Source organism: Curtobacterium sp. VKM Ac-2861 (genome assembly GCF_013204965.1).
In the GTDB taxonomy this organism is placed as follows: Bacteria; Actinomycetota; Actinomycetes; order Actinomycetales; family Microbacteriaceae; genus Curtobacterium.
Map to the genome: position 1 here is coordinate 431,535 of NZ_JABMLA010000004.1, position 26,780 is coordinate 458,314.

Here is a 26,780-nt window from a genome sequence, read left to right on the forward strand (position 1 = left end):
CGCTCGGCTGGCCCACCGTTGTGCTCGCCGGTTCGCATCCATCCGCCCGTCCTCTCTAGTACAGTGTGACAACTCGGCGAGACGCTAGCACACTGTGCTAGTCGAATGGAGAGGATGGTGACCTTGGTCGATCCGGCGGCACCGGACACCCGGTCGAAGATCTTGATCGCAGCGGCGACGATGATCGGAGAGGACCCGACGGCGCGCTTGAGCGTGCGTGGGGTGGCTGCCCGAGCCGGCGTCAGCACGGGGTCGCTCCGGCACTTCTTCCCGACGCAGCGGGAGCTCATCGACACCGTCGTCGAGGGACTCCAGAGCCTCGACCTCCCGGAAGACCCGATCGCGGACCACTCCAAGGAGCCCGCCGAGCGGCTCGAGGGGTGCCTGCACCTGCTCCTCGCGAGCATCGGGAGCGGTGCGTCCGCTCGGCAGAACTGGGCGGCGCTGCACGATGCCTACGTCGCCGTGCCGGTCGCCGGTGATGCCGAGCACACGTTCCTCGCGATGGAACGGCTCGCCGTCGATCGGGTCGAGCGGTGGCTGTCGGTGCTGCGGCTGGAGGGGGTCCTGCAGGACGGCAGTCCCGAGGAACACGCGCGGTTCCTGCTCACGGTCGTGAACGGCCTCGCACTCGAGCGTGCCCTTCCCGGGGCACCTGCTCGGACCGCCTTCGAGCGGGCGTCCATGCGGTTGGCGGTCGCAGCCGTACTGCGCTGACGGCAAGTCGCCCCTGTTCACCAACCGGACTCCCACGCATGGCAGGGTGGTCCGGGGCACCGTCGCCCGCAGCCCACCCAGCCGCGAGCGGAGCACGATGCCACCACAGGACCTGATGGTCGTCACGGACCTCGACGGGACGTTCCTCGACCACCACGACTACTCGTTCGACGCTGCCCTGCCGATGCTCGAGCGGCTTCGCGCGGACGACGTGCCGGTGGTGTTCTGCAGCAGCAAGACCCGGGCCGAGATCACCGCCCTGCAGCGGCGGACCGGGCTGGACGGGCAGGCGTTCGTCGCGGAGAACGGTGCGATCGTCGTCGGACCGGACGGCAGCGTGATCGCCGGAGCTGGCGCGGGCCCCGCGGATGCCGACCTCGCGCGTCTCCGCACGGCCCTCGACCGCACCCGAGCGGACCTGGGCCTGCACTTCGCGACCTTCGGCGGCGAGACCGACGAGGTCGTCGCCGCCTGGACCGGCCTCGACCTCGAGTCGGCAGAAGCTGCACGCCGACGCGAGGCCTCCGAGGTCCTGCTCTGGCACGCCGAGGACGACGACCGCGCCGACGCGTTCCGTGAGGCGCTCGCCGCGGCCGGCCTCGACCTCGTGCGCGGCGGCCGCTTCTGGCACGTCCTGCCCGCAGGCCGCGACAAGGGGACCGCGGTCCACCTGCTCGTCGCCGACCACGAACGTCGCACCGGCACCGCTCCGCGCACCATCGGACTCGGCGACGGGCCGAACGACACCGCGCTGCTCGACGCCGTCGACCTGGCGGTCGTCGTCCACGGCCACGGCCCGGCGCCCGGTCCGCTCGCCGACGACCGACCCGAGCGCGTGTACCGCACGACGCACCCCGGCCCGCTCGGATGGAGCGAAGGCCTCGAACACCACCTCGGACACCACCGCGAACAGCACCGCGAACAGCACGTCAGGAGCCACCGATGAGCGACTTCCACCAGAACGGCGTCATCACGACGTTCCACGACCTCGGCCGCCGCAGCACCGCGAGCATCGAGGACGACCTGCGGGGCTTCGCCGAGAAGCGGCCGATGAGCCTGATCCTGCCGGCCCTGTACTCGGAGCTCGAACGCCCGGCGCTCTCGCGGATCGTCGACGAGCTGGCCGAGGCCGACTGGCTCAGCGAGATCGTGATCGGGCTGGACCGCGCCGACCGCTCGCAGTTCGAACACGCGCGGGAGTTCTTCGCCCGGCTGCCGCAGCGGCACCGCATCCTGTGGAACGACGGTCCGCGGCTGCGGGAACTCGACGCCGAGCTCGAGCGCGAGGGGCTGGCTCCCGGCGAGCCGGGCAAGGGTCGCAACGTCTGGTACTGCACGGGCTACGCGCTCGCGTCGGAGCGGGCCGAGTGCATCGCCCTGCACGACTGCGACATCACCACGTACGAGCGGGGCATGCTCGCGCGGCTGTTCTACCCGGTCGCGAACCCCGCGTTCGACTACGAGTTCTCGAAGGGCTACTACGCCCGGGTCGCCGACGGCCGGATCAACGGTCGCGTCGGTCGGCTGCTCGTCGGCCCGCTACTGCGGTCGCTCCGCCAGGTCTACGGGGAGTCCGAGTACCTCGAGTACCTCAGCAGCTTCCGGTACCCGCTGTCCGGCGAGTTCGCGATGCGCGCGCACGTGCTGAACGGCCTGAAGATCCCGGGGGACTGGGGGCTCGAGATCGGCATGCTGTCCGAGGTCTACCGCGACTACGCCACGCGGCAGGTGTGCCAGGTGGAGATCGCCGATGCCTACGACCACAAGCACCAGCCCCTCGCCGAGGCCGACGGCACCGGCGGGCTCGCCCGCATGGGCAACGACATCGTGCAGTCGCTGCTGCGGAAGCTCGCGACGATGGGCGTCCCGCTCACCTCGGACTCGTTCCGGGTGCTCAAGGCGACGTACTACCGGAACGCCCTCGACATCGTCGAGGTCTACCGGCACGAAGCGGAGATGAGCGGGCTCGGCTTCGACCAGCACGCCGAAGAAGCCGCGGTCGAGCTCTTCACCAAGGCGATCCTCGACGCCGGCGGCGCCTTCAGCGCACGCCCCGACGACAAGCCGTTCATCCCGAGCTGGAGCCGGGTGCGCTCGGCGGTGCCGGACGTGCTCGAGCGGTTGCAGGATGCGGTGGAGGCGGACCAGCAGGACTGATCACGCGCCCTGGGCGCGACCGAAGGGCGGACGGGAGGCACGGCGCGAGCTGGCACCGTGCCTCCCGTCCGGCGGTCTGGCGCCGTTCTCAGGCCGCCGGTCGCGGCGCCCAGCCGAGTTGCGGCCCCAGGTGCTCGGCGATGTCGGTGGTGATCTGCGCGTAGTCGTCCGGTTCGAACGAGAACGGCAGCGCGAAGGCGACCTCGGTGACCGCTTGGTAGCCGGCGTCGGCGCGCAGCCGGTCCGCGATCTCGGCCGAGGTCCCGACGAGGTCGGCGGCGAAGAGCATCCCTGCGGGCCCCATCGGCACGCCGACGCGGCCCGAGCGGCTCTCGACGTAAGCGCGGTAGCGGGCCTCCTGCTCGCGGGTCGCCGTGTCGGTCGGGATCACGACCAGGCCCTGCGAGACCCGAGCGGTGCTGGGATCGGGGTGGGAGTCGAGGTAGGCGTCGATCTGCGCGCGCTGGTTGGCGGCGAAGTCCGTGCCGACCTCGCTGCGGGTGACGCTCGACGTGAGCAGGTGGAAACCGTTCTCGCCGGCCCAGACCGCCGACTTCGTGCTGCCGGTGCCGTACCAGATGCGGTCGGCGAGGCCGGTGCTGTGGGGTTGGACGGTGCTCGCGAACTCCTCGATCCCTCGGCGCTCGACGGCGCCGGTCGCGGTCCCGGTGCCGGTCACCGCGTCTCCGCGCACGAGGGCACGGAAGCGCAGGAGTCGGTCGTTGCCGAGGTCCTCGTGCTCGAGGGTGTCGGGGTAGATCGCGTCGCGGTACAGGTCGAAGTTCATCGGGGTGCCGACCGAGAAGCCGGGGTTCAGCCGCCCGCCCAACAGCACGTCGACGGTGCCGAGGTCCTCGGCGAGCCGGAACGGGTTCTCGGCGCCGATCGGCGTGACGGCGGTGCCGAGTTCGATCCGCGAGGTCCGCTGCGACGCGGCGGCCAGCACCGCGACGGGGGAGGAGATGCCGTGCTGCAGGTGCCGATGCCGAAGCCACGCGCTGTCGAAGCCGAGCGCTTCCGCGCGTTCGATGACCCGGAGCGTGTCCTCGTGGCCCTCGGACGGTCGGGCGGGGTCGAACGACCCGATCGTCAGGAAGCCGAGCCGTTCCAGGGGAGTTCCGTCGAGGGGCATGGGTCGATCGTGCCAGACCACCGGGTGGCGCGGGGGTCCGGCTGGCAGGGTGGATCGGTGCACATCACTCTGGACTCCGCGACCGACGTCGTCACCGACATCCGCTTCCCCGAGGGCAACCGCTGGCACGACGGGCGGCTCTGGTACTCGGACATGCACACCGGCGAGGTGTTCTCGGTCGACCCGGCCTCGACCGCGGCTCCGCGTCTCGAGACCACGGTCGAGGGCCAGTCGTCGGGGCTCGGGTGGCTCGCCGACGGGCGACTGGTCGTCAGCTCGATGGAGTCCCGTACGGTCGTCGCCGTCGATGACCGTGGCCAGACGTCGGTGTTCGCCGACCTGTCCGGCGAGGAGTCGTCGCTCCTGAACGACCTGGTCGTCGACGAGGCGACCGGCCGGACCTACATCGGGGCCTTCGGCTACGACCTGTACGGCGGCGAGGAGCTCCGCCCCGGTCCGCTGTACGTGATCGAGCAGGACGGCTCGTTCCGCCTCGCCGCCGAGGGGCTGGTGTTCCCGAACAGCGCGAACGTCCTGCCCGGCACCCGCACCCTCGTGGTGAGCGAGACGTGGGGCGGCCGGCTCACCGCGTTCGACATCGAGCCCGACGGGTCGCTGACCGGCCGACGCGAGTGGGCAGCGCTGCCCGGTGGCGTCACGCCGGACGGCAGCACGGTCGATCGTGACGGCGCCGTGTGGGTCTGCTCCGTGGACACGGGGGAGTTCCTCCGGGTCCTCGAGGGTGGCGAGGTCACGGACCGGATCGATGCGCCGGGGCTGTGCGCGATCGACTGCGCGCTCGGGGGCGAGGACGGCCGCACGCTCTACCTGGCGACGGCGGACAGCTACGACCCGGCGACCACGGCGGAGACCCGTGCGGGGCGGATCAGCGCGGTGCGGGTGGCCGTGCCGGGTTGGTGAACGGAGGCCTGGCTGCCCGCTGATCGCGGTGGGAGCCCGCTCGGTGCGAGGTTGACCGCATGGTGCGAGGCATCAGGGCCGCACCATGCGTGCAACCTCGCACCAGGCTGTTCGGGCCTCCGAATACGGCAGACTGCACGGACAACCATCCAGGAGTGTTCGTCATGTTCGTTGCCGCCATCGTCTTCCTCGTCATCGCGCTCGTCGCGCTCCCGTTCCGGAAACGGACCTACACCACCGCGGAGCGACCGGCCACCCCCGGTCGCGAGGCCCGGCCAGCCGTTCCCACCCGCCGCCCGAACCGCATCGCCACGTGGACAGCAGCCGGAGCCGGCCTGGTCTTCGTCGGCTTGGCACTCGGGAGCACCCTGTACGCGCAGGACACGGGCGAGTCGAAAGTGCAGGTGGACATCTCCGGCAACATCGTCGGGCAGACCACGGACTCCGGGTTCCACTTCAAAGCGCCGTGGGCCACGCTCCACACGTTCAACATCCGGAACCAGACCGTCACCTACATCAACGCGGTGAACGGCTCCGACTCCGACAACAACGGGAACGTGCGATCCGGCCCCTACGTCACCGTCCAGGACCAGGACGGCGTCTCGTCGAACGTCAGCCTGAACCTGCAGTACAGCATCGACGCCAAGTCGGTCACCGACATCTACCGGTCCTACAAGACCGAGGAGAACTTCAAGACGCAGTTCATCGGCAACTCGGTGCGCAGCGTCGTCCGGCAGGTCCCGAACGACTTCACCACCATCGAGCTGATCACCAAGCGCGGCACGGTGGAGAAGTCGATGATCCAGGCCCTCGAGACCCGGTGGAAGGGGTCCGGCGTGCACGTCGACAACTTCGCACTGCAGGAGATCACCCCGCCGAAGTCCGTCACCGAGGCCTACGCCACGGCCCAGCAGGCACAGATCCAGGTCACGAAGGAGCGCGCGCTGCTCGACGCGAAGAAGGTGCAGGCGCAGCAGCAGGTCGCCGAGGCGCAGGGGCAGGCGGACGCGAACGAGGTCCTCAACGAGCACCCGCTCTCGGCGGCGGCGCTCAAGCAGCGTGAGATCGAGGCCCTCAAGAGCGCCGGCGACAACGGCTCGCTCATCGTCGTGCCGCAGGGCACCGACAACATCCTCAGCCTGCCCGGTACCGGGGCGTCGAAGTGAGCGGACGGCTCACGACCCTCCGTTACCGGACGGGCTGTCGCGAGCGAGCGGCGCGGGTGGTCCGCCACGTCGTCACGAGGGCCGCGACGCCCATCGCGATGCCGACGACGCCGGAGCCGAGGCACAGTGGCATCACGAGCCCGAGGCCGATGTTGGCACCCCCACCCTCCGGTCCGTAGTAGACGTCGGCCATCAGCGCGCCGACCCCGAGGAACCCGACGGCCAGCAGCAGCGTGCTGATCAGGTGGAACGTGCGCGCGGTGGTCATGATCGAGCCCTTCGTCGATGTGGTCGACGAATCCTCGCACGACGCCGCATCGTCGTATTCCTGTCCCGGCATCTGACGGCGGTAGTGGGCGTGCGTAGAGTGCAATGGTGAGCATCAGACAACTCGACGCCATCGGGTGGGCACAGCTCCTCGGCGTCCCCGCCCTCTTCGTGGGGCTGTGGCTCATGCTGGTCGGCCTCGACTTTCCGGAGATGTCCCAGACGGCCGTCCTCGTCGTCGTGGCCGTCCTCGCCGCAGGCGGCTTCGCGCTCATCCTGGGCAGCTGGTCGCGCTTCGGCGGCTACGGCTCGTACCGGGCGATGAACCGGTGGCTGCGCGGTGGCGCCGACCCGACCGGTGTCCCGGTCGCGATCCGGATGCGCTTCCTGCGCCGCCAGACGTCACAGGGCGCGGTCACCGGGTGGGTCTGGATCAGCCTGGGCGTCCTGTGGGCCGCGCTCGCCGTGCCGGAGGTCTTGCAGGGAGACCCCGCGGGCATCGGGCGCGGGGTCATCGCCGTGCTGTGGGGTGTCAGCGGCATCGTCCGCGTGGTCTTCGTGCGCAGGTGGGGAGCCCGCGTCGACGAGCTGGTGCGCGAGACCGAAGCGCAGATGGCCGATCCCGGCGCGACTCCGCACCTCGACCTGTTCCGATGAGCGTGACAACCGAGCCCGCACTCGTCCCCGAACTCCTCGTCGCCGACCTGGACCGGAGCCTGTCGTTCTGGTGCGACCTGTGCGGCTTCGAGATCCGCTACGCGCGGCCCGAGGAGCGCTTCGCGTACGTCGCCCTCGGCACCGCACACCTGATGCTCGAACAGGTCGGGGTCGGTCGGAACTGGATCACCGGCCCGCTCGACCGCCCGCTCGGCCGAGGCGTGAACTTCCAGATCGCCGTGGCCGACAGCCGCGCGCTCGCCGCCACCCTGCTCCGTGCCGGGACCGAACTCTTCATGCAGCCCGAGACGAAGTGGTACGACGTCGGGACGGAGCAGGCGGGCGTGGACCAGTTCCTCGTGCAGGACCCGGACGGGTACCTGGTGCGGTTCCAGTCCTCGGCGGGACGACGTTCAGTGGCCGACTGAACTCGTACAATCGGCCGTGCCTTCCATCCAGATCGAGAGCTCTCGCGGCGACGACGTCCTCAGCCTGCTCAGCCAAGGAGACGCCTTCGCCCTGGCCCTGTACCCGGCCGAGAACTACTACGGCCTCGACGTCGACGCCCTGGAAGCCGACGGGGTCTCGCTGTTCGTCGCTCGCGAGGGTGACGTGGCCGTCGGCACCGCGGCACTGGTCGATCGGCGCGACGGATCCGGCGAGGTCAAGCGGATGTTCGTCACCGACGAGGCTCGAGGGCTCGGGGTCGGTCGAGCCCTGCTCGAGGCACTCGAGGCGCACGCGCTGGCCGGGGGCATCTCGACGCTGCAACTGGAGACGGGTTTGCCGCAGGTCGCGGCGATCGCCCTGTACGAGAAGCTCGGGTACCGCCAGGTCCCGCGGTTCCCGCCGTACACCGACGACCCGACGAGCTACTGCATGGAGAAGCGCCTCTGACTCGGGTTGGATGAAGTCATGCTCGACGTGACGACATCCGCTGCACGCTCGTCAGCCGAGTGGGAGCTCGCGATGCCACTCGAGGAAGCGCACCAACGGGTTCTGCGTGCTGTCGCCGGGATGCCGCGCGTGCGGGTCCGTTCGGTCGCCGAGGACAGGATCGAGCTGTCCGTGCTCGGGAACTTCTCCTCGTGGGGTGAGGTGATCTCGATCGAGTTGACTCCTGCCGCAGGCGGAACTGGCTTGCGCGTCCGGACGCGTCCGATCGTCCCCTTCACGTTGCTCGACTGGGGTGAGGGTGCGCGCGACATCCGCGCGCTCCACGCTGCGGTCGCGCACGACGATGGCGGAGGTGGCGGCGCAGCCGGCCTTGCCGGAGGATCCACCGGCGAACCCTCGCCACAGCTTGGCCGCTTAGCCCCCTGGCCGGAACCGTTCGCGTGGTTCGCGGTGGTCACCGCGTCCGTGCTGCTCTTGCTCGCGTTGGTGAACCTCGTGCTGAACTCCAGCCACATCGGGTCGTCGCTCCCGCTGCTGGTCCTCATGCCGTTCTCGCTCGTCTTCGGCATCGGGAGCCTCCGAGCCAGCCGCCGCACCGACGTCAGCGAGCACGACGGGCGTCGGCGACGCCCTGGTCGCGACCGCTGACGGACGGGAGGCTCGTGGCGGCCCCGCCACGAGCCTCCCGTCCGTCATTCGTCCGTCGGGCGCGGCGCGCTCTCCGCAGCCGGCCCGTCGTCCAGGCTCGCGTCGACCGCCGGGTCGGGTGACACCGTCTGCGTCCGGATCGGGAAGTCGTCGAGGGCGGTGGCGGTCGGGTGCGCCGCTGACCCGCCGCGCACCCGCTTCTTGACGGCTGCCCACGGCCGACCGAACGCCGATCGCGGCGCGCGCTCCGACGGCCCCTCGACCTCGAGCCCGTAGTACGCGCCGACGTGTTCGAGCAGGACCTCGCGCTCGGCCTTGTCGTACGCCCGCCGCTCGCGGGTGAAGGCGATGATCGTCGACCAACAGGTGAGCAGCAGCACGACGCTGAAGGGCAACGCCGTCGTGATCGCCGCGGTCTTCAGGGCGTCCAGTCCGCCGCTCAGCAGCAGTGCGACGGCGAGCAGGGCGGAGACGAACGCGAAGAAGACCCGCAGCCAGTTCTTCGGCTCGATGTCACCACCGGACGCGATCATCGCCATGACCAGGGCGCCGGAGTCCGACGAGGTCACGAAGAACACGCCGATGAGCAGGATCGCGCCGAAGGTCAGCACCGCTCCGGCGGGCAGGTCGCCGAGCAGGGCGAAGAGCGAGCCTTCGAGGTCCACCGAGCCGTCCGAGCCGACCAGGCCGCCGGCGCCGTCGGTCTCGCGGTGGATCGCCGCACCGCCGAGGACCGCGAACCACAGGAACGTGAGCGCGGTCGGGACGAGGAGGACGCCGAAGACGAACTGGCGGACCGTGCGGCCCTTGGAGATGCGCGCGATGAAGACACCGACGAACGGCGCCCACGACATCCACCAGCCCCAGTAGAAGGTGGTCCACGCGCCCTGCCAGGCGACGCCCTCGGCGCCCTGCTGTGCGGTGACGTTGAACGACAGGCCGACGATGTTCTGCAGGTACGCGCCGATGGACTGCACGAAGTCGCGGAGCAGGAACTGGGTCGGCCCGACGATGAGCACGAACAGCAGCAGTGCGGCGGCGAGCAGCAGGTTGAAGTTCGACAGGATCTTCATGCCCTTGGTGACACCGGTCACGAGCGACACGATGGTGACCGCGGTGATCACGGCGATGATGGCGATCTGGCTGACGATGCTGCTGTCGGCGATGCCAGCGCTCTCGAGCCCGGCGCCGATCTGGATGACCCCGAGGCCGAGCGAGGTCGCGACACCGAACAGCGTGCCGACGAGCGCGATCACGTCGATGAGGTTGCCCCACCCGCCGCGCACACGGTTGCCGAGCAGTGGCTCGAGCGCCCACCGGATCGACACCGGACGGCCGCGCCGGTGGATGGCGTAGGCCAGGGCCAGACCGAGCACGACGTAGATCGCCCACGCGTGGAGTCCCCAGTGCAGGAACGTCTGGGTGAGGGCCTGCTGCGCGAGCTCGTTCTCGGAGCCGGTGACGCCGGGGCGCGGTGAGGCGAAGTGGCTGAGCGGTTCCGAGACGCCGTAGAACACGAGGCCGATGCCCATGCCGGCGGCGAAGAGCAGCGCGAACCACGACCCGGTCGAGAACTCGGGCTCGTCCTGGTCCTTGCCGAGCTTGATGTCGCCGAACTTGCTGAAGCCGACGAACAGCGAGAAGCCGACGAAGAACGCGGCGACGAGGACGTAGTACCAGCTGAAGTTCTTGACGATGCCGTCCTGCAGGCCGACGAACATCGCCTCGGCACTCGACGGGGAGATCAGGGTGAACGCCACGAAGCCGAGCACGAGGACGGCGGCGGGCCAGAACACCCACCGCCGCACCTTCGACGTCGTCTCGACGGGGCCGGGCGGGGGAGCGGAGGTGGTGCTTGCCATGCCCTCCATGGTGCCTGCTCGCGTTCCTGTGTGTTCGGTCAGGCGTGTCGTTCGGGTGAGCGGGCAAGGCTGCACCGTGCAGCCTTGGCCGTTCCGTGCCGGGTTGCGTGCTCGGTGCGGCGCCGTAGGCGCGCACGGAGCGACCAACGGCGCACCGGGTGGCGACGTGCGCACGGTGCGCCCAGCGGTCGCGCCGCGAGTGGCGGCCGGGAGGCGCGGGGCGGGGGCGATCCGCGCCTCCCGTCCGCCTGTGGGCGCGCACACCCCGTCAGGTGCGATTACAACGTTGACTTCCCGTTTACAGCGCTGTAAACAAGACGTGCGCGACGACGCGCACGAGGGAGTTGCCCGATGGTGGGAAGCAGGACCGGAACGATCAGCGCGGCCGTGAGCCGGCGGGGGTTCCTCGCCGGAGCAGCCGGCGGGATCGCGCTCGGCACGATGGCGCTCGCGGGGTGCGCGGCACCGCGCGCAGCGGCAGGGGGTGCGACCACGCTGCGCTTCTACGAGCAGAAGCAGGAGGTCATCGCCTACTTCGACGCGCTCCTGCGGCGCTTCGAGAAGGGGCGCTCCGGGTTGTCCGTGGTGCACGACAGCACGGCGGCGATCGCGCCGCAGTTCGTCCGCGGTGAGCCGGCCGACGTCGGCTGCTTCAACGACAACCTCGAACTCGCGCGCTACATCTCCCGCGGCGTGCTGAGCGACCTCGGAGACCTGCCGTCAGCGGCACGGGTCCGACCGGACATCGACACCCTGACGAACCAGTACGCCAAGTTCGAGGACCGCACGAGCGTGCTGCCGTACTCGCTCGCCGCCGCCGGGGTCATCTACAACAAGCGGATCTTCGCCGACCACGACCTGCCTGTGCCGACGACGTGGGACGAGTTCGTCGAGGTGTGCCGGACGCTCCAGAAGGCCGACATCACCCCGATCTACGCGACGGACCGCGACACCTGGACGCTGTGGCAGGGGCTGTTCGACTACTCGGTGGGCAGCCTGGTCGACACCGGGTCGTTCTTCACGAAGATGAAGGCACTCGGCACCGACGTCGGCCCGGACTCCGAAGTGTCGTTCGAGAAGGACTTCGCGGTGCCGATGGAGCGTGCGAAGACCATCTCGACGTTCTTCAACCCCGACCACGCGACCCGTGCCTACGCCGACGGAAACCTGGCGTTCGGCAAGGGCGAGGCCGCGATGTACCTGCAGGGGCCGTGGGCGCTCGGACAGATCGCGCTGGTCGACGAGGACCTCGAGGTCGGCACGTTCGCACTGCCGGTCTCGAACGACCCCGGCGACCGACAGGCGCGGGTGAACATCGACCTCGGCCTGTGGATCCCGACCGCGTCGCAGCACCCGGACGAAGCGAAGGAGCTCGTCGAGTTCCTCATGCAGCCCGAGGTCATCGACGCCTACAACCGCGACAACCTGGCCTACTCGCCGACGAAGGACGCGCCGCCGCAGCAGGACGAGCGGCTCGCCGGCCTGCAGCAGTACGTCGACGACGCCGCGTTCTACCAGGGCGCCGGCACCTTCATCCCCACCTCGATCCCGCTCGGCAACTACCTGCAGTCGGCGATCCGGAGCGGGGACTTCACCTCGATGCTGCAGCGGCTCGACTCGGACTGGCGGCGTCTCGCCGGCCGTTCGGCGACGGTCTGAGCCGGACCAGGACTCCAGGAGCCACCATGACCATGCAGACCCCGCTCTCCCGCGACACCGACCCGGCGACGTCCGGGCCGGCCACCGCGGCCGCCCGCACGCACCGCGCCGCCGGTCCGCGTCGCCCGGGCTCCCTCCGCCGGACGGAGGGCATGTACTACCTGTTCCTCGTGCCCGCCCTCATCGCGTTCACGGCCTTCGTCGTCGCACCCGCCTGCGTCGGCATCTTCTACAGCTTCACCGACTACCTCGGTTTCGGGCAGTGGGACTTCCTCGGGCTCGAGAACTACCGGGCGCTCGTGTCCGACCCGGCGATCCTCGCCTCGTACGGCTTCACCCTCGGGTTCGCCGTCGTCACCGTCATCGTCACGCAGGTCATCGCGCTGGCACTGGCGATCGCGCTGGCGAAGAAGATCCGGTTCGCCGCGGGCCTTCGATCGATCTTCGTGATCCCGATGGTGATCTCCGGGATCATCGTCGCCTACGTGTTCAACTTCCTGTTCTCGAACACCGTGCCGGCCCTGGCCACGAGCGTCGGGTTCGGACCCCTGGAGCAGAGCATCCTCGGCGACCCGAACCTGGCCTGGGTCGCGATCGTGATCGTTTCCGCCTGGCAGACCGTGCCCGGCGCCCTCCTCATCTACACCGCCGGGCTCACCTCGATCCCCGAGGAGCTGTACGAAGCGAGCTCGCTCGACGGCGCGACCGGCTGGAAGCAGCTGCGCGCGATCACGCTCCCGCTGCTCGGCGGCTTCATCGTGATCAACACCGTGCTCGGCGTGAAGGGCTACCTCGGCGCCTACGACGTCATCGTCGGCCTGACCAACGGTGGCCCGGGCAGCGCGACGAGCAGCGTCGCGATGACCATCTTCGGCGGCTTCACCGGCGGCGACTACGCCTACCAGATGGCGAACGCGACCGTGTTCTTCATCATCACCGTCCTCATCTCCGTGCTGCAGCTCGCGGCGACCCGCGGAAGGAACCTGCGACTCGCATGACCGCCATCGACACCCGCCCACCCACCGACACCCGCGCGGTGACCACCGGCGACGCGCGACGACCGGGCCGCGGACACCGGCGACGCCTCGGCGGCACGAACTGGACCCTGACCGTCGTGCTCGGACTGGCCGCGCTGACGATCCTCATCCCGCTGTACGTCACCGTCGCGATGGCGTTCAAGACGAGCGAGCAGTCCGTCGACGGCAACGCCCTGTCGCTGCCGTTCCCGTTCAACCCCGGCTCGTTCGCATCGGCCTGGGAGCTCACGCGCTTCCCCGTCTCGTTCTCGGTGTCGCTCGGCGTCGCAGCGCTCACCGTCGTCGCCACGCTGCTGCTCAGCTCGTTCGCCTCGTACGCGATCGTCCGGAACTGGCACAAGCGGTTCTTCCGGTGGTCGTTCGTCTACCTGCTGGCAGCGATGTTCCTGCCGTTCCCGGTCGTCGCACTGCCCCAGATCAAGCTGACCGCCCAGATGGGCCTCGACAACCCGATCGGCGTCGGCATCCTGCACGCCATGTTCCAACTGTCGTTCAGCGTGCTGCTCTACTCGGCGTACCTGCGGTCGATCCCGGTCGAGCTCGAGGAGAGCGCCCGCATCGACGGCGCCTCGACGTGGCAGATCTTCTGGCGGATCATCCTGCCGCTGCTCGGACCGATGAACGCCACCGTCGGGATCTTCGCGTTCCTGGCGTCGTGGAACGACTTCATGATGCCGTCGCTCATCACCGCCGACCCGACCCTGCAGACCCTGCCCGTGGTGCAGAACATCTTCCAGAGCCAGTTCGGCACGAACTACAACGTCGCCTTCGCCTCGTACCTGATGGCCATGGCGCCGACGATCATCGTCTACCTGTTCGCGCAGCGCTGGGTCATCAGCGGCGTGACGCAGGGCGCGGTCAAGAGCTGAGGGGTACGACGTGACCATGACCACGACCGCACTTCCGACCATCCGGCCGTTCCCCGGATCCGACCCGGTCGCCGACCCGGCCGCCGTCGTCACGGGCGAGCACTGGCGGATCACGGTGCTGGACGCCGGCACGTTCCGCATCGAGTGGAGCGACGACGGCGGGTTCGAGGACCGCGCCTCGACGTTCGCGATCCGGCGGCGGTTGCCGGTGCCGGCGTTCACCGTGGAGCGCGTCGGCGAAGGTGGCCTCGTCGTCACCACCGAACGGGCCCGGCTCCGGTACGACGGCCGTCCGTTCAGCCCGAGCGGCCTGGTGGTCGAGACCATCGGCCCGGACGCGAACCGCTGGCGCTGGGGGCAGGAACCCCGCGACCTCGGTGGCACCGGCCGCACCCTCGACGACGTCGACGGTCGGATGCCGCTCGAACCCGGCATCCTGGCCCGCGACGGCATCACCGCGCTGGACGACAGCGAGTCGTTCCTGTTCGAGGACGACGGCTGGATCGGCGCGCGCGTCCCCGGTCGCCGCGACGTCACGGTGTTCGCCCACGGCCGCGACTTCGATGGCGCCCTCCGCGCCTTCCACCAGGTGTCCGGCGCCCCCACGCGGCTGCCCCGGTGGGCGCTCGGCAACTGGTGGAGCCGCTACCACCCGTACAGCGACACCTCGTACCTGGGGCTCGTGGACCGGTTCGCCTCGGAACGCCTGCCGTTCTCGGTCGCGGTCATCGACATGGACTGGCACCGCGTCGACTCCGTACCGCCGCAGTTCGGTGACGGCTGGACCGGCTACTCGTGGGAGCCGTCGCTCTTCCCCGACCCGCAGGCCTTCCTGGCTGAACTGCACCGGCGGGGGATGCGCACGACGCTCAACCTGCACCCCGCCGACGGCGTCCGGGCGTTCGAGGACGCCTACCCCGCGATGGCCGAGGCGATGGGGATCGACCCGGCGACCGAGCAGCCGATCCCGTTCGACCCGACCGACCGGCGGTTCCTGCAGGCGTACTTCGACCAGCTGCACCGACCGCTCGAGGCGCAGGGCGTCGACTTCTGGTGGATCGACTGGCAGCAGGGCAGCGAGAGCGGGCTGCCCGGCGTCGACCCGCTCTGGCTGCTCAACCACTTCCACCTGCTCGACTCGGCACGCTCGGGCGACCAGGGGATGACCTTCTCGCGCTACGCCGGCCCCGGCAGCCAGCGGTACGCCGTCGGGTTCTCCGGCGACGCCGTCGTGTCCTGGGCGTCGCTGGCGTTCCAGCCCGAGTTCACCGCCACGGCCGCGAACATCGGCTACCCCTGGTGGAGTCACGACATCGGTGGCCACACCCGCGGGGTCCGCGACGACGAGCTCGCCACGCGCTGGGTGCAGTTCGGGGTGTTCTCGCCGATCATGCGCCTGCACTCCGCCAACAACCCGTTCATCCGCAAGGAACCGTGGGTGTTCCCGGCCGAGGCGCGCACCGCGATGGGGGACGCCCTGCGCTTCCGGCACCGTCTGGTGCCGTACCTGCACACCATGAACCACCGGACCGCCGAGGGCACCGCGCTCGTCCGCCCGCTCTACCACCTGGAGCCACGGCGCGACGAGGCGTACCGGGTGCCGAACACGTACGCCTTCGGGTCAGAACTCCTCGTCGCCCCGATCGTCGAACCGCGCGACCCCGTCACCCTGCACGGGACCGCACGGGCTTGGTTGCCGCCGGGGACCTGGACCGACGTGTTCACCGGCACCGTGTACGCCGGCGACCGGTTCGTCGACCTGCACCGCACCCTCGACACCGTGCCCGTGCTGCTGCGCGAGGGCGGGTTGCTGCCCCTCGCCGCCGAGGACCAAGTCGACGCCACCGCGAACCCGACCGCGTTCGAGGTCCTCGTCGCCCCTGGTGCCGCCGGCTCGTTCACCCTGGTCGAGGACCAAGAGGACCCCGCCGGCGACACCGGCCGCAGTGCCGGGACCCGCCTGACGTGGGACGCGGCGCTCGCCGAGTTCCGCGTGCACGCCACCACCGGCGCGGTCGACGTCGTCCCGGCCCGTCGCGACTGGCGGGTCACGTTCCTCGCCGCCCCCGCCGACGGGCAGGTCGTGTCCGCCCGTGGCGAGGACCGGTTCTCGGTCGACCTGACCGTGGAGTCGATTGCGGGCGGAGCGGTCACGTTGGCCGGGTCGCCGGTGGTCGGCGTCGACGCCCGCGAGGCCGTCCGGCACGCCCTCGAACGCGCGCAGACCGGCAACGCCGAGAAGCTCGCCGCGTGGCAGATCGTGTCGAAGGACCTGCCGCGTGCCGACCGGATCGTCGAGCTCGGGACCGTCGACCTGCCCGAGGAGCTGCGTGCCGTCGTCGTCGAGCTGCTGGGGAGTGTGCACCCGGGCGAGCGCTGATGCTGCGCCGAGACTCGCGCTGGGCGACACTCCTCGGGCGGATCGCCACGAGGAGTGTCGCTCAGGCCGAGACTCGGCCCTGGCCCGGCACCGGCCCGCGGTCGACCGAGCCGTCGGGGAACGGCGCGCTCTCGCCCACCAGCAGCCGGTGCCCGACCGTGACCAGCCTGCCGGGTACCTCAGAGCCGTCCATCCGCTCGAGCAGCAGGTCGAGGGCGGTGTCCGCCAGCGCGACGGTGTCCGGCGCGACCGACGTCAGGCTCGGTACCAGGCTCGACCCGAGTCCCATCGCGTCCCACCCCACGACCGCGATGTCCCGCGGAGCGTCGAGCCCGCGCAACCGCATCGCGCGCAGGACCCCGAGGGCGGCGAGGTCGTCGCGACAGAGCAGTGCGTCGACCCGGAGCCCGGCGTCGAGCGCCCGACCGAACGCGGTCTCGGCACCTGCGGCGTCACCGACCTCGCGGGGGACCAGGAGCGCGTCGTCGACGGGCAGGCCGGCGGCTGCGAGCCCGGCCCGGTAGCCGTCGAGCCGCAGGCCGGAGGTGCTGGACTCCGGCCCGGTCTCGTGCCCGAAGAAGCCGATGCGCCGGCGACCGAGCGCGACCAGGTGGGCGACGGCCTGTGCCGCCGCGGCCGCGTTGTCGATGACCACCTGGTCGGAGTACTGGGGGCGGACGTCCTCGCCGAGGAACACCACGGCGGTGTCTCCGCGGATCCGGTCGATCGCCTCGGGGGTCAGGACCTGGGGGTGGATGACGACGCCGTCGACCACCCCGGCCTCGCGACCGCGGACGGCGGAGCGCTCGCCATCGGCCTCGCCGAGGGTCTCCTCGAGCAGCAGTTGGTATCCGCGTTGCGCGCAGACGCGGGAGAACACGTGCGCGAGCTCGGCGAAGTACGGCCGCCGGAGGTCGGGGAACGCGAACGCGAGCATGTTCGACCGGCCGGTGGCGAGCGACCGTCCGGAGACGTTCGGGCGGTACCCGAGCTCGTCGATCGCGGCCTGCACCCGGTCGCGCATCGGCGGACTGACGTGCTGGTAGCCACGCACGACGTTGGACACGGTCTTCATCGAGACGCCGGCGTGCACGGCGACGTCCTGCAGCGTGACCTTGCCCATCCGATCACCGTAGTGGGGCAGGCGGATTGTCAGGTGGAATCGCACCTTCAGGCCCTAGGGTCGCACCAAGCGCAATCGCGTGAACTCTCTCGAACCGGCCGAAGGGCCGGTCCGCACCGGAAGGTCGGTCCACTTGACCACCACTCCGCTCGCTCCGGGCTACACCCGCACTCGTCCAGGAACAGGAAGCCCCAAGGGCACCTCGACCTACTCCGCTCTGCTCGCGCAGGTCAAGGAGAACGGACTCCTCCGCCGCCGCACCGGGTTCTACTGGTCGCTGTTCGGCACACTCATCGTCACCTTCGCCCTCGCGTGGGTCGCGTTCGCATTCCTCGGCGACACCTGGTTCCAGCTCATCGTCGCCGGCGCGCTCGGCGTGATCTTCACGCAGTTCGCGTTCCTGTCGCACGAAGCCGCGCACCGCCAGGTCTTCGCCTCGCAGAAGTGGAACGACCACGCTGGCCGCTGGCTCGGCACGTTCCTGGTCGGTCTCAGCTACTCGTGGTGGATGAACAAGCACACCCGCCACCACGGCAACCCGAACACCGTCGGCAAGGACCCCGACATCGCACCCGACGGCATCCGGTTCCTGCCGGAGGACGCCGCGGCGGTCAAGGGTCCGCTCATGACGACGTTCATGCGGTTCCAGGGCTGGCTGTTCTTCCCGCTGCTGACGCTCGAGGGCCTGAACCTGCACCGGTACGCCGTGCAGAGCATCGTCACCGGCAACGGCACCAAGGCCGACGTCAAGCACCGTTGGCTCGAGGCCGCGCTGCTCGTCGCCCGCTTCGGCATCTACCTGACGGTCGTGTTCTGGTTCCTGCCGTTCGGCATGGCCTGCGCGTTCCTCGGTGTGCAGCTCGCCGTCTTCGGCGTGATGATGGGCGCCTCGTTCGCCCCGAACCACAAGGGCATGCCGACCATCGCGCACGACGCCAAGGTCGACTTCTTCTCGCGCCAGGTCCGCACGTCGCGCAACATCCGTGGCGGCTGGTGGGTCTCGTTCCTGATGGGCGGCCTGAACTACCAGGTCGAGCACCACCTGTTCCCGTCGATGCCCCGTCCGGCGCTGAAGCAGGCCCGCCTGCTCGTCCGCGACCACTGCGACACGCTCGAGGTGCCCTACACCGAGACCACCCTGCTGCGCTCCTACGGCATCGTCGTCCGGTACCTGAACCGGGTCGGGCTCGCTGCCCGCGACCCGTTCGCCTGCCCGATGGTCGCGCAACTGCGCATCCACTGACGCCGTGCTGTCGACCATGCCGACCGGCACTGTGAAGTGGTTCGACCACGCCAAGGGGTACGGCTTCATCCACCCCGACGACGGGTCCGAGGACCTGTTCGCCCACTTCTCCAGCATCATCGCGACGACCGGCTACCGGTCGCTCGAGGAGAACGACCACGTGCAGTACGACGTGGGCCCCGGCAAGAAGGGCCCGCAGGCGGACAACATCTCGATCATCCGCTGACGCGGACGACGGACGGGAGGCACGGTGCCAGCTGGCACCGTGCCTCCCGTCGTTTCTTTCCCATGTCCACTGCGCTGGTATGCGGAATCGGGCGTACCTGGTCGAAAGAATCGACCAGGTACGCCCGATTCGGGCAGGTACGCCGCCCGCCGTGCCGGCGCGCGCCCGCCGCGCTACTTGATGCCGGTCGAGGCGATGCCCTGCACGAACTGGCGCTGGAACGCCAGGAACACCACGAGCAGCGGCAGCACGGTCACGGTCGCGATGGCCATCACGGCTCCCCACGGTGAGCTGAACGCCGGGTTGTTCGTCAGGGTCGACAGGGCCACCGGCACCGTCAGGTTCTCGTTTCCCTGCAGCACGACGAGCGGCCAGAGGAAGTCGTTCCACCGAGTCATGAAGCCGAGGATCACGAGTACCCCGACCAGGGGGCCGCACGAGGGCAGCACCACCCGGAAGAACGTCTGGAACTCGCCGGCGCCGTCGAGTCGAGCGGCCTCCATCAGGGCGTCCGGCACCCCGAGCATGAACTGCCGGGCGATGAAGATCCCGACGACGTCGAACACGGTCGGCAGGATCACCGCCCAGGGGGAGTCGACCAGGCCGATCTTCGCGACGACCAGGAAGCTCGGCACCAGGGTGACCTGGATCGGGATCATGATCGTGACGAGGAACGCCGAGTACAGCAGCCCTCGGCCCATGAACCGGAACTTGGCGAGGGCGTACCCGGCCATCAGCGAGACGACGACGCTCAACGCGGTGCCGACGCTGGTGATGAGCGCCGAGTTGCCGAGCCACCGCCAGACCGGCTGCGTGCTGAACACCTGCGTGTAGTTCTCGAACGTCGGCCTGGTCGGGAACAGCGAGAACGTGCCGCTCTGCGACTGCCCGCCGGAGGTGAGCGCCGAGACGACCATCCAGTACAGCGGGAACACCATCAGGATCGCCAGGGCGGTGAGCCCGGCGACGAGCACCCAGCGACCAGGCCGGCGCCGGGAGCGGGCTCCAGCCGGACGGCGGCGGGGACCGCGGACATCGAGTACGGCCATCAGAGCATCTCCTCCGCCTTGCGGTTGGCGCGCTGCCGGAGCAGCGTGAACACGAGCAGGATCGCGACGAGCACCAGTCCGAGCGCCGCGGCGTAGCCCATCCGGGCATCGATGAACGCGGACCGGAACACGTACTGGATCAGTACGGTCGTCGAGAAGCCGGGGCCGCCGCCGGTCATCACGTAGATGACGTCGAAGGCCTGCAACGAGAACACGACGTTCAGGATGAGCAGGATCGACGTCGTCGGGCGGAGCAGCGGCCACGTGATGGTCCGGAACCGCACCCAGCGCGAGGCGCCGTCGATCGCGGCGGCCTCCTTGAGCTCGGCGGGCACGGACTGCAGCGCGCCGAGGTAGATCACCATGCAGAAGCCGATCCGGGTCCAGACCACGACGACCACCAGGGTCGCCATCGCCCACCCCGGAGCGGTCAGCCAGGGCACGCGCCCCATGCCGAGCGCTTCGAGCAGGTTGTTCACGACGCCGTAGTCGCCGTTGAAGATCCACGACATGATGACGCCCACCACGACGCCGGCCGCGACCATCGGCACGAAGAACAGGGCGCGGAACACCGAGCGCCCGGGCAGCGGCCGGTTCAGGGCGACCGCCAGGGCGAGCCCGATCGCCATCGAGGTGGGCACGGTGCCGAGCGTGAACACGAGCGTGTTCCGCAGTGCCGTGCCGATGAGCGGGTCGGAGCCCATGTCGACGAAGTTCTTCCCGCCGACCCAGGTGCCGTCGCCGAGCGAGGTGCTGGAGTCCTGGAAGCTCAGCGCGATCGCCGTGATGATCGGGATGAGCGAGAAGCCGAGGAACAGCAGAGCCGCGGGGCCGATGAACACGTACGGGACGAAGCGGCCCCGGCTCCGGCGGGCGCCGCCGCCCGCGGGGGATCCGCCGGTCGGTGGGGCGGTGGACGCCGTCGTGCGGACCGGCGCGGTCTCAGTTCGCAGTGACACTGCGCATCGCCTCCATCATCTGGTTCGAGGCCTCTCTCGGGCTCAGTTGCCCGAGCAGACAGAGGTCGAGGTAGTCGGCGAACACCGCGTTGAGCGAGCTGAAGTACTCGCCGCTCTCGGCCTTCACCATCGAGAGCGGGATCGTCGTCCCCTGGTCGATGAACCGCTGCATCGTGTCGGTGTTCGCGGCGTACCCGATGTCCTTCGCGTCGAGGGACTTCCGGGCGGGCAGCCAGTTGCCGTCGTGGCAGAACTGCTGCATCTTCGACCGTGACGTGATCATCGCCACGAGCTCGGCCGCGAGCTCCGGGTGCTTGCTCGACTTCGTGACGGCCAGGGCGTTGCCGCCCAGGTCGCTCGCCTCGCCGACGTTGCGGATCATCGGGGCCGTGCCCCAGTTGTCCGGCATGTCGGTGTCGAGCTGCGCGATGGACTCCGGGTTGTTGAGCATCATGCCGATCTGCCCGGTCAGGAACAGGTTCCGCGAGACGTCACCGCCGCCGCTCTTGCTGAGGTTGCCCGTGGTCGCGAGTCCCTCGGCGTACCACTTCCGGCCGAAGGCCAGGGCGTCGATCGCCTCCGGGGTGTCCATCGACGGGGTGGCACCGTCCTCGCCGAGGAACGCGCCCCCGTTCTGGTGGACCAGCGGCAGCCACCGGTACGCCGTCTCGGGCGACGACCACCCGTACCCGAACGCGTACTTGCCGGTGACCTGCTTGACCTCCTTCGCGACGTCGAGGAACTCGTCCCACGTCCACGCGTCGGCCAGGGCCTGCGGTGGCGTGACGCCGATCTGCTCCATGACGTCGCGGTTGTAGTAGGTGATGAAGTTGTCGGTGTGCTGGAAGACGCCGTACACGCCGTCGTCCCGCGCGCCGATCGCCCAGAACGGGTCGCTGTAGTCCTGCCGGTAGTCCGCCGGGACGGACCCCGAGATGTCGACCAGGCTGCCGTTCGCGGCGTACCGGCCGATCTGCTGCGGGGTGATCCTGATGACGTCCGGCGCCAGGTCGGCGGCGAGCCGGGTGATGAACCACTGATGGAACTGCCCGGTGGTCACCTCGACGGCGACGCTCGTGCCGGGGTGCGCCGCGACGAACTCGTCGGCGATCGCCTGGTAGCTCGTGATGTCCGTCGGGATGTTCCAGGTGGACAGGCGGATGTGCTTCGTCCCGCCGCGGCCGGTCGTGCCGCCGCCGGCGCACGCTGCCAGCGCGCCGGTCAGCGAGATGCCGGCGAGGGCGAGGAACCCCCGTCTGGCGAGCTGGGGGGATGGTCGGGTCGGCATGGTCCTCTCCTTTGAGGTCGTGGTGCCGTTCAGGTCGGCCGGGAGGCGCGGGGTGCGCACACGGGGCGCCGCGCGTCCGACGTGGGGTCGCGTCCTGGAACCGACCCCACGTCGGGCGCGACGGTTCAGACGAGCGCGGGGCGGGCCTCCCGGTCGGCCACCGGTGCCGCGGTGACCGCGTCCGCCGGACGCAACGACTCGGGGAGCAGCGCCGCGTGGGCGTGCAGGAGCTCGTCGGTCATCTCGGCGATGCGGTCGAGCGTCAGGTGCGCCGCCGTCAGCGGGTCGAGCGCCACCGCGTGGTGGACGTGCTCGACGTTGCCCGTCAGCGCAGCGCGCACCGCCAGGGTCTGCACGTTCGTGTTCGTGCGGTTGATCGCGGCGAGCTGCGGCGGGAGCTCACCGAACGACGTCGGCTGCACCCCCTTGCCGTCGACCAGGCACGCGACCTCGACGCAGGCGTCGGACGGCAGGTTCTGGATGACGCCCGTGGCGTTCGGCACGTTGCCGTAGACGACCGCCGGCACACCCGTCACGATCGCGTTCACGATGCTCGCGCCGTACTCGACGCTCGGCGTCAGGTCGGCCTTGAGCTTCTCGAGCTGCGTGTCCACGTCGCCCTGCTCGTCGTGCGCCAGGCAGATCTCGTAGTAGTCCCAGCGCTCCGGGATGTACTCGAGCACCGTCTCCGGGTCCTTGCGGAAGTACGGCACGTACTCGCTGGCGTGGTGGCTCGACTCGGTCTCGAAGTACCCGAACGAGCGCATCAGCTGGGTGCGGACCTGCTCGTTGCCGCCCTCGTAGTTGCTCGCCGCCGCAGCCGCTTCGCTGTGGTCGCCGTCGTCGTCGTGCAGGTCGGACGCCGCGACGCCCCGCTGGTGCTTCGCCGTCATCACCTCGCGCAGACGCGGATAAAGGTCCTCGCCGTTGCGACGCGTGAACTCGAGGATCCACGCCTGGTGGTTGATGCCGGCGCTGACGAACTCGACCTCGTCGTACGGCACGCCGAGCGTGCGCGCCAGCATGCGGGTCGTGCCCTGCACGCTGTGGCAGAGCCCCACCGTCCGGAGCCCCTTCGCGTTGAGGAACGCCGTGGCCATCGCCATCGGGTTCGCGTAGTTGATGAACTGGGCGTCCGGGCAGAGTTCGAGGGCGTCACGGGCGATGTCCTCGTACGCGCGGACCGACCGCAGGAACCGGAAGACGCCACCCGGGCCGACGGTGTCGCCGACCGCCTGGTCGATGCCGTACTTGCGGGGGATCTCGACGTCCCACTTGTACGACTCGACGCCGCCGACCTGGAACGTGATGATGACGACGTCGGCACCCGCCAGGGCCGCACGGCGGTCCGTGGTCTCGAGGACCTCGACACCGAGGCCGTGGTGGGCGACGAGCTCGCGGGCGGCCGTCGCGGTGCGGGCGACCCGGCCCGCGTCGAGGTCCATGAGGTGCAACGTCGCGTCCTGCAGGGCGGGGAAGGAGACGAGGTCGCCGATGAGGCGGAAGGGGAAGACGAAGCCGCCGGCGCCGATGATGGTGATCTTGGTCATGTGTCGACGGTAGGAAGCGCGGGGGTGTGCGGTCCTCCGGCTTCGGACGGTGGGGTTCCAGGATCCTCGGATCGGTCCGTGGCCGGTGTGCGAGTGTTGTCCGGTGCGCTACCGACTGATGAACGAGTACAGCGTCGACTGGCCGCTCTGGGACGAGGACGGCCTGTGCCCCGAGGGGAGACCGGCGTTGTCGGAGACGGTCCGCGACGAAGTACTGCGGTGGGCCGCCGAGTTCAACGAGGCCTACTCGGTGGAAGCGGGATGGCCGACCGAGGCCGCGGCGCGCTCGGCCGAGCGTCAGGCGCGGCGACTCTTCCGGCTCGTCGAACGCGAACTGCCGCCGGGCGACGAGCTGGTGCTGGGGTACTGGGAGACGAACAGACGGAAGGGGCTCTGAGGGGTCGCGACGGTCGTCGTACGCTGGCGGTCGTGGACGAGTGGTGGGACGTGGTCGATGCGGGCGGTGGAGCGACGGGCGCGACGTTCCGGCGAGGCGACAGCGGCTGGCCCGACGGGTCCTTCCACCTCGTGGTCACGGTCTGCGTCCACCGCGCCGACGGGACCGTCCTCGTCACGCAACGAGCTCCGACGAAGGAGTTCGCGCACGGGTGGGAGTTTCCCGGTGGCAGCGCGCTCGCCGGCGAGTCGGGGACAGCGGCGGCCTGCCGTGAACTGCGCGAGGAGACCGCCATCGAGGTCGCGCCCGACGCGCTGCAGTGGGTCGGTCGCTTCACCGAGGACTCTGCGCTGGTGGATCTCTTCACCGTCCGGGAACCTGCCGGCTCGACCGTGCGGCCAGCTCCGGCCGAGGTGATGGCCTGGAAGTGGCTCCCCGCGTCCGAGGTGGTCGAACTCCGTCAGAGCGGCGTGATGGCAGATCCGTGGGGACCGCGGTTGGACGCGCTGTGGCCAGCGGCGATGGCCACGATCCGGTCCGTGGGAGAGCCTCCCGCGGTGCAGCTGGAAGCACACCGCGACTCCTGGGAGACGGACTACCAGCGTGAGGCGTCGCGGCTCGTCGCCGCGCTCGGAGACCGCGTACTCGCGGTCGAACACATCGGCAGCACGGCCATCCCGGGCCTCGAAGCGAAGCCGGTCATCGACATCGCGGTCCGGGTCGCAGTCGACACGGACCCGTTGGCGCTCGGCCCGTTGCTCGCGGCGACGGGCTACACGCAGCACCGCTCCGGCCCGAAGAACCACGGGGTGTACACCCGCGAGCGGGACGACGGGGCGAGGACCCACATCCTCCACGTCTTCGCCTCGGACCAGTGGGACGAGTGCAACCAACGGCTCTTCCGGGACAAGCTGCTGCGCGACCCCACCGCCGTTGCGCGGTACCGGGAGGTCAAGACCCGAGCAGCGCGATCGTCGGACGGTAGTGCCTACACGGCCGCGAAGAGCCAGGTGGTGCAGCAGCTCCTCGATGAGGAACGTGCCGCCCGAGGCCTCGCGTCCGTGACGGCGTGGGACAAGTAGGCGTCGGCGCCTGTGGCAACTCGTGAGGAGTACGACGTGCTCTGGGAACGTGCCCGTCAGCATCGAAGTGCTCCACACCGTCGAGTGAGTACCAGGACAGGCTGCTGCGCCGAAGCCGGAGGGTGGCGCTCGTGACGGCCACAGGGAGACGGAAGCGATCTGTCGTGGTGATGGTCGTGGTGGCGCTTGCGCTCGTCGCGTTGCTCGCCGGAGTTCGCCTCGTGTCCCTGTTCGCGTTCGCGACCGAGGGGGATGTGCCACCCGCTTCTTCGGTCTCGCTGCCCTCGGGCAGCGAGCTGATCGCGGAAGAGAAGGACTGCGCTTCTGGAGGGTGCTGGGCCGTGCTCTCGGTCCGACCGCCCGAGGGAGTGAGCCCGCAGGATCTCGCGACGAGCTTGGGGATGACTCCGCAAACTCGTCAGCGCGGGACACTGTGGGACCCGCGCACCGTCAACCTGAGTTCGGAAGCGGACGGGGATCTCCTGGTCATCAGGGCCGACTACTGGTCTCGTCAGGCGAACCCCTGACGGAGGTCCTGTGTGGGGAAAGGCTCACTGACGTAGGCTCAGCAACGTGCTCGACGTGGAGACGATGGAAGCGGCGTACTGGAGCCACCGCGGCCCGGCCCCGCTCATGGCGTCGTCCCACCGGCATGACGACCTCGAGATGAACCTGGTGCTCGACGGGCACCTGGACTACCGGTTCGGCGGAGCCCCGGTCAGCGTGCACGCGGGCGAGATCGCACTGTTCTGGGGCTGGACCCCGCACCAGCTCGTGGGTGACGGCACCGGCACGGGGGAGTTCCGCTGGGTGCACATCCCGCTGGCCGAGGTGCTGGCGTGGGGACTGCCCGACCACGACCTCGGAGCGATGCTCCTGAACCGCCCGGTCGTCGTGCCGACCGCAGCCGCTGGCCGTGACGTCGAGTCGATGCTCGGGTCGTGGCAGCGGGACTTCGAGGACGACGGTGCGGAGATCATCGCCAACCTCGAGGCGCAGGCACTCGTGCGTCGCCTGCTCCGGCACCACCGCGATGCCGTCGACCTGCGGCCCGGCGGCGGGCACGGCACCGCGGATGCCATGCACCGCGTGATCGACATGGTGCGGTTCGTGGTCGACCGGTTCCGCGAACCGATCGAGGTCGCCGACGTCGCAGCGGCCGCACACCTGCACCCGCACTACGCGATGTCGGTGTTCCGACAGGACGTCGGCACCACGATCGTCGAGTACCTGACACGGTGCCGGGTGGCCGAGGCGCAGCGGTTGCTCGCGACGACGTCCATGACGACGTCGGAGATCGCGCACGCCGCAGGGTTCGGGTCGCAATCGAGTTTCTACGTGCACTTCACCCGTGCGTGCGGAACCGCGCCAGGTGCGTACCGAACGCGGGCTCGCTGACCCGGCGCCTCGACGCACGAGCAACGCCCCGTCGCGAGCGACGGGGCGTTGGCCGTTCCGGTCTGCCATGCACAGCCGGAGTACGTGGGGTGTTAC

27 protein-coding genes are annotated in these 26,780 nt (G+C 69.9%); 19 read left to right on the forward strand and 8 right to left on the reverse strand.

Going from position 1 to position 26,780, the window contains the following annotated elements; translation table 11 throughout:
• Positions 1-114: 114 nt before the first annotated feature.
• The 3 genes from HQQ88_RS12985 (at position 115) to HQQ88_RS12995 (ending at position 2,874) form a co-directional block, all read left to right on the forward strand.
• Positions 115-717 carry a TetR/AcrR family transcriptional regulator gene (locus HQQ88_RS12985; RefSeq protein WP_173169647.1) on the forward strand — a complete coding sequence of 201 codons (603 nt, stop codon included), beginning with the start codon at positions 115-117 and terminating at the stop codon, positions 715-717.
• A 97-nt stretch (positions 718-814) separates the two neighbouring features.
• Positions 815-1,663: an HAD-IIB family hydrolase gene (locus HQQ88_RS12990; RefSeq protein WP_173169648.1), complete on the forward strand. Its 849-nt coding sequence runs from the start codon at positions 815-817 to the stop codon at positions 1,661-1,663.
• Complete coding sequence (locus HQQ88_RS12995) at positions 1,660-2,874, forward strand: glycosyl transferase (RefSeq protein ID WP_123939447.1); 1,215 nt, start codon at positions 1,660-1,662, stop codon at positions 2,872-2,874. The genes HQQ88_RS12990 and HQQ88_RS12995 overlap by 4 nt, the downstream gene beginning before the upstream one ends.
• A gap of 88 nt (positions 2,875-2,962) precedes the next feature.
• On the opposite strand, the gene HQQ88_RS13000 is transcribed toward HQQ88_RS12995, so the two are convergent.
• Positions 2,963-4,006 (reverse strand): LLM class flavin-dependent oxidoreductase, encoded by a 1,044-nt coding sequence (locus HQQ88_RS13000; protein WP_173169649.1) that lies wholly within the window; start codon positions 4,004-4,006, stop codon positions 2,963-2,965.
• Positions 4,007-4,063: 57 nt separating this feature from the next.
• Between HQQ88_RS13000 and HQQ88_RS13005 the strand changes: the two genes are divergently transcribed.
• On the forward strand, positions 4,064-4,927 hold the full coding sequence (locus tag HQQ88_RS13005; RefSeq protein WP_173169650.1) for an SMP-30/gluconolactonase/LRE family protein: 864 nt from the start codon (positions 4,064-4,066) through the stop codon (positions 4,925-4,927).
• 164 nt (positions 4,928-5,091) lie between these two features.
• A complete protein-coding gene (locus HQQ88_RS13010) occupies positions 5,092-6,093 on the forward strand; it encodes an SPFH domain-containing protein (protein ID WP_165901188.1) in 1,002 nt (333 codons plus the stop codon).
• Between the two features lie 22 nt (positions 6,094-6,115).
• Here the strand turns inward: HQQ88_RS13010 and HQQ88_RS13015 are convergent, their stop codons facing one another.
• On the reverse strand, positions 6,116-6,361 hold the full coding sequence (locus tag HQQ88_RS13015; RefSeq protein ID WP_131847656.1) for a hypothetical protein: 246 nt from the start codon (positions 6,359-6,361) through the stop codon (positions 6,116-6,118).
• Between the two features lie 107 nt (positions 6,362-6,468).
• Between HQQ88_RS13015 and HQQ88_RS13020 the strand changes: the two genes are divergently transcribed.
• From HQQ88_RS13020 to HQQ88_RS13035, 4 genes are read left to right on the forward strand one after another with little or no spacing between them, the layout of a single operon-like run.
• Positions 6,469-7,017 (forward strand): hypothetical protein, encoded by a 549-nt coding sequence (locus HQQ88_RS13020; RefSeq protein WP_173169651.1) that lies wholly within the window; start codon positions 6,469-6,471, stop codon positions 7,015-7,017.
• Positions 7,014-7,445 (forward strand): VOC family protein, encoded by a 432-nt coding sequence (locus HQQ88_RS13025; RefSeq protein ID WP_216834670.1) that lies wholly within the window; start codon positions 7,014-7,016, stop codon positions 7,443-7,445. Before HQQ88_RS13020 ends, HQQ88_RS13025 begins: the two co-directional genes overlap by 4 nt.
• 16 nt (positions 7,446-7,461) lie before the next feature.
• On the forward strand, positions 7,462-7,914 hold the full coding sequence (locus HQQ88_RS13030) for a GNAT family N-acetyltransferase (protein WP_173169652.1): 453 nt from the start codon (positions 7,462-7,464) through the stop codon (positions 7,912-7,914).
• An 18-nt stretch (positions 7,915-7,932) separates the two neighbouring features.
• Positions 7,933-8,562, forward strand: a complete 630-nt coding sequence (locus HQQ88_RS13035) for a hypothetical protein (RefSeq protein WP_173169653.1) — start codon at positions 7,933-7,935, stop codon at positions 8,560-8,562.
• A gap of 44 nt (positions 8,563-8,606) precedes the next feature.
• Here the strand turns inward: HQQ88_RS13035 and HQQ88_RS13040 are convergent, their stop codons facing one another.
• The gene (locus HQQ88_RS13040) at positions 8,607-10,424 is read right to left on the reverse strand and encodes a BCCT family transporter (RefSeq protein WP_216834672.1); all 1,818 of its coding nucleotides are present in this window, start codon (positions 10,422-10,424) and stop codon (positions 8,607-8,609) included.
• Between the two features lie 387 nt (positions 10,425-10,811).
• On the opposite strand from HQQ88_RS13040, the gene HQQ88_RS13045 reads away from it, so the two are divergent.
• From HQQ88_RS13045 to HQQ88_RS13060, 4 genes are read left to right on the forward strand one after another with little or no spacing between them, the layout of a single operon-like run.
• On the forward strand, positions 10,812-12,083 hold the full coding sequence (locus HQQ88_RS13045; protein WP_134194323.1) for an ABC transporter substrate-binding protein: 1,272 nt from the start codon (positions 10,812-10,814) through the stop codon (positions 12,081-12,083).
• Positions 12,084-12,109: 26 nt separating this feature from the next.
• Positions 12,110-13,081, forward strand: coding sequence for a carbohydrate ABC transporter permease (locus tag HQQ88_RS13050; RefSeq protein WP_173169654.1), 972 nt, complete (start codon positions 12,110-12,112; stop codon positions 13,079-13,081).
• Entirely contained in the window at positions 13,078-13,989 is a 912-nt protein-coding gene (locus HQQ88_RS13055; RefSeq protein ID WP_134194268.1) for a carbohydrate ABC transporter permease, read from the forward strand. The genes HQQ88_RS13050 and HQQ88_RS13055 overlap by 4 nt, the downstream gene beginning before the upstream one ends.
• 16 nt (positions 13,990-14,005) lie before the next feature.
• A complete protein-coding gene (locus tag HQQ88_RS13060; protein WP_173169655.1) occupies positions 14,006-16,369 on the forward strand; it encodes a glycoside hydrolase family 31 protein in 2,364 nt (787 codons plus the stop codon).
• Between the two features lie 61 nt (positions 16,370-16,430).
• Here the strand turns inward: HQQ88_RS13060 and HQQ88_RS13065 are convergent, their stop codons facing one another.
• On the reverse strand, positions 16,431-17,492 hold the full coding sequence (locus HQQ88_RS13065) for a LacI family DNA-binding transcriptional regulator (RefSeq protein WP_131922609.1): 1,062 nt from the start codon (positions 17,490-17,492) through the stop codon (positions 16,431-16,433).
• Positions 17,493-17,625: 133 nt separating this feature from the next.
• On the opposite strand from HQQ88_RS13065, the gene HQQ88_RS13070 reads away from it, so the two are divergent.
• The gene (locus HQQ88_RS13070) at positions 17,626-18,735 is read left to right on the forward strand and encodes an acyl-CoA desaturase (protein WP_123293869.1); all 1,110 of its coding nucleotides are present in this window, start codon (positions 17,626-17,628) and stop codon (positions 18,733-18,735) included.
• Between the two features lie 16 nt (positions 18,736-18,751).
• Complete coding sequence (locus HQQ88_RS13075) at positions 18,752-18,961, forward strand: cold-shock protein (protein WP_111086735.1); 210 nt, start codon at positions 18,752-18,754, stop codon at positions 18,959-18,961.
• Positions 18,962-19,134: 173 nt separating this feature from the next.
• Here HQQ88_RS13075 and HQQ88_RS13080 read toward each other — a convergent pair whose 3' ends face one another.
• The 4 genes from HQQ88_RS13080 to melA all read right to left on the reverse strand — a co-directional run bounded on the left by HQQ88_RS13080 (position 19,135) and on the right by melA (position 23,807).
• Positions 19,135-20,010, reverse strand: coding sequence for a carbohydrate ABC transporter permease (locus tag HQQ88_RS13080; RefSeq protein ID WP_216834676.1), 876 nt, complete (start codon positions 20,008-20,010; stop codon positions 19,135-19,137).
• Complete coding sequence (locus tag HQQ88_RS13085) at positions 20,010-20,969, reverse strand: carbohydrate ABC transporter permease (protein WP_173169656.1); 960 nt, start codon at positions 20,967-20,969, stop codon at positions 20,010-20,012. Before HQQ88_RS13085 ends, HQQ88_RS13080 begins: the two co-directional genes overlap by 1 nt.
• Positions 20,953-22,257, reverse strand: coding sequence for a sugar ABC transporter substrate-binding protein (locus HQQ88_RS13090; protein ID WP_254067081.1), 1,305 nt, complete (start codon positions 22,255-22,257; stop codon positions 20,953-20,955). Before HQQ88_RS13090 ends, HQQ88_RS13085 begins: the two co-directional genes overlap by 17 nt.
• 125 nt (positions 22,258-22,382) lie before the next feature.
• Entirely contained in the window at positions 22,383-23,807 is a 1,425-nt protein-coding gene (gene melA, locus HQQ88_RS13095; protein ID WP_123293867.1) for an alpha-galactosidase, read from the reverse strand.
• A 118-nt stretch (positions 23,808-23,925) separates the two neighbouring features.
• On the opposite strand from melA, the gene HQQ88_RS13100 reads away from it, so the two are divergent.
• From HQQ88_RS13100 to HQQ88_RS13115, 4 genes are all read left to right on the forward strand, one after another.
• Positions 23,926-24,204, forward strand: a complete 279-nt coding sequence (locus tag HQQ88_RS13100; protein ID WP_173169657.1) for a hypothetical protein — start codon at positions 23,926-23,928, stop codon at positions 24,202-24,204.
• Between the two features lie 32 nt (positions 24,205-24,236).
• On the forward strand, positions 24,237-25,286 hold the full coding sequence (locus HQQ88_RS13105) for a GrpB family protein (RefSeq protein ID WP_173169658.1): 1,050 nt from the start codon (positions 24,237-24,239) through the stop codon (positions 25,284-25,286).
• Positions 25,287-25,450: 164 nt separating this feature from the next.
• Positions 25,451-25,813 carry a hypothetical protein gene (locus tag HQQ88_RS13110; protein ID WP_173169659.1) on the forward strand — a complete coding sequence of 121 codons (363 nt, stop codon included), beginning with the start codon at positions 25,451-25,453 and terminating at the stop codon, positions 25,811-25,813.
• A 46-nt stretch (positions 25,814-25,859) separates the two neighbouring features.
• Complete coding sequence (locus tag HQQ88_RS13115) at positions 25,860-26,684, forward strand: helix-turn-helix domain-containing protein (protein ID WP_173169660.1); 825 nt, start codon at positions 25,860-25,862, stop codon at positions 26,682-26,684.
• Positions 26,685-26,780 lie beyond the last annotated feature (96 nt).

Coding starts and splice junctions, on each gene's coding strand:
- HQQ88_RS13010 (WP_165901188.1), top strand. CDS start 5,092: ATGTTCGTTGCCGCCATCGTCTTCCTCGTCATCGCGCTCGTCGCGCTC.
- HQQ88_RS12995 (WP_123939447.1), top strand. CDS start 1,660: ATGAGCGACTTCCACCAGAACGGCGTCATCACGACGTTCCACGACCTC.
- HQQ88_RS13065 (WP_131922609.1), bottom strand. CDS start 17,492: ATGGGCAAGGTCACGCTGCAGGACGTCGCCGTGCACGCCGGCGTCTCG.
- HQQ88_RS13100 (WP_173169657.1), top strand. CDS start 23,926: ATGAACGAGTACAGCGTCGACTGGCCGCTCTGGGACGAGGACGGCCTG.
- HQQ88_RS12990 (WP_173169648.1), top strand. CDS start 815: ATGCCACCACAGGACCTGATGGTCGTCACGGACCTCGACGGGACGTTC.
- HQQ88_RS13075 (WP_111086735.1), top strand. CDS start 18,752: ATGCCGACCGGCACTGTGAAGTGGTTCGACCACGCCAAGGGGTACGGC.
- HQQ88_RS13040 (WP_216834672.1), bottom strand. CDS start 10,424: ATGGCAAGCACCACCTCCGCTCCCCCGCCCGGCCCCGTCGAGACGACG.
- HQQ88_RS13025 (WP_216834670.1), top strand. CDS start 7,014: ATGAGCGTGACAACCGAGCCCGCACTCGTCCCCGAACTCCTCGTCGCC.
- HQQ88_RS13055 (WP_134194268.1), top strand. CDS start 13,078: ATGACCGCCATCGACACCCGCCCACCCACCGACACCCGCGCGGTGACC.
- HQQ88_RS13050 (WP_173169654.1), top strand. CDS start 12,110: ATGACCATGCAGACCCCGCTCTCCCGCGACACCGACCCGGCGACGTCC.
- HQQ88_RS13035 (WP_173169653.1), top strand. CDS start 7,933: ATGCTCGACGTGACGACATCCGCTGCACGCTCGTCAGCCGAGTGGGAG.
- HQQ88_RS12985 (WP_173169647.1), top strand. CDS start 115: ATGGTGACCTTGGTCGATCCGGCGGCACCGGACACCCGGTCGAAGATC.
- HQQ88_RS13080 (WP_216834676.1), bottom strand. CDS start 20,010: ATGGCCGTACTCGATGTCCGCGGTCCCCGCCGCCGTCCGGCTGGAGCC.
- HQQ88_RS13015 (WP_131847656.1), bottom strand. CDS start 6,361: ATGACCACCGCGCGCACGTTCCACCTGATCAGCACGCTGCTGCTGGCC.
- HQQ88_RS13090 (WP_254067081.1), bottom strand. CDS start 22,257: ATGCCGACCCGACCATCCCCCCAGCTCGCCAGACGGGGGTTCCTCGCC.
- HQQ88_RS13060 (WP_173169655.1), top strand. CDS start 14,006: ATGACCACGACCGCACTTCCGACCATCCGGCCGTTCCCCGGATCCGAC.
- melA (WP_123293867.1), bottom strand. CDS start 23,807: ATGACCAAGATCACCATCATCGGCGCCGGCGGCTTCGTCTTCCCCTTC.
- HQQ88_RS13000 (WP_173169649.1), bottom strand. CDS start 4,006: ATGCCCCTCGACGGAACTCCCCTGGAACGGCTCGGCTTCCTGACGATC.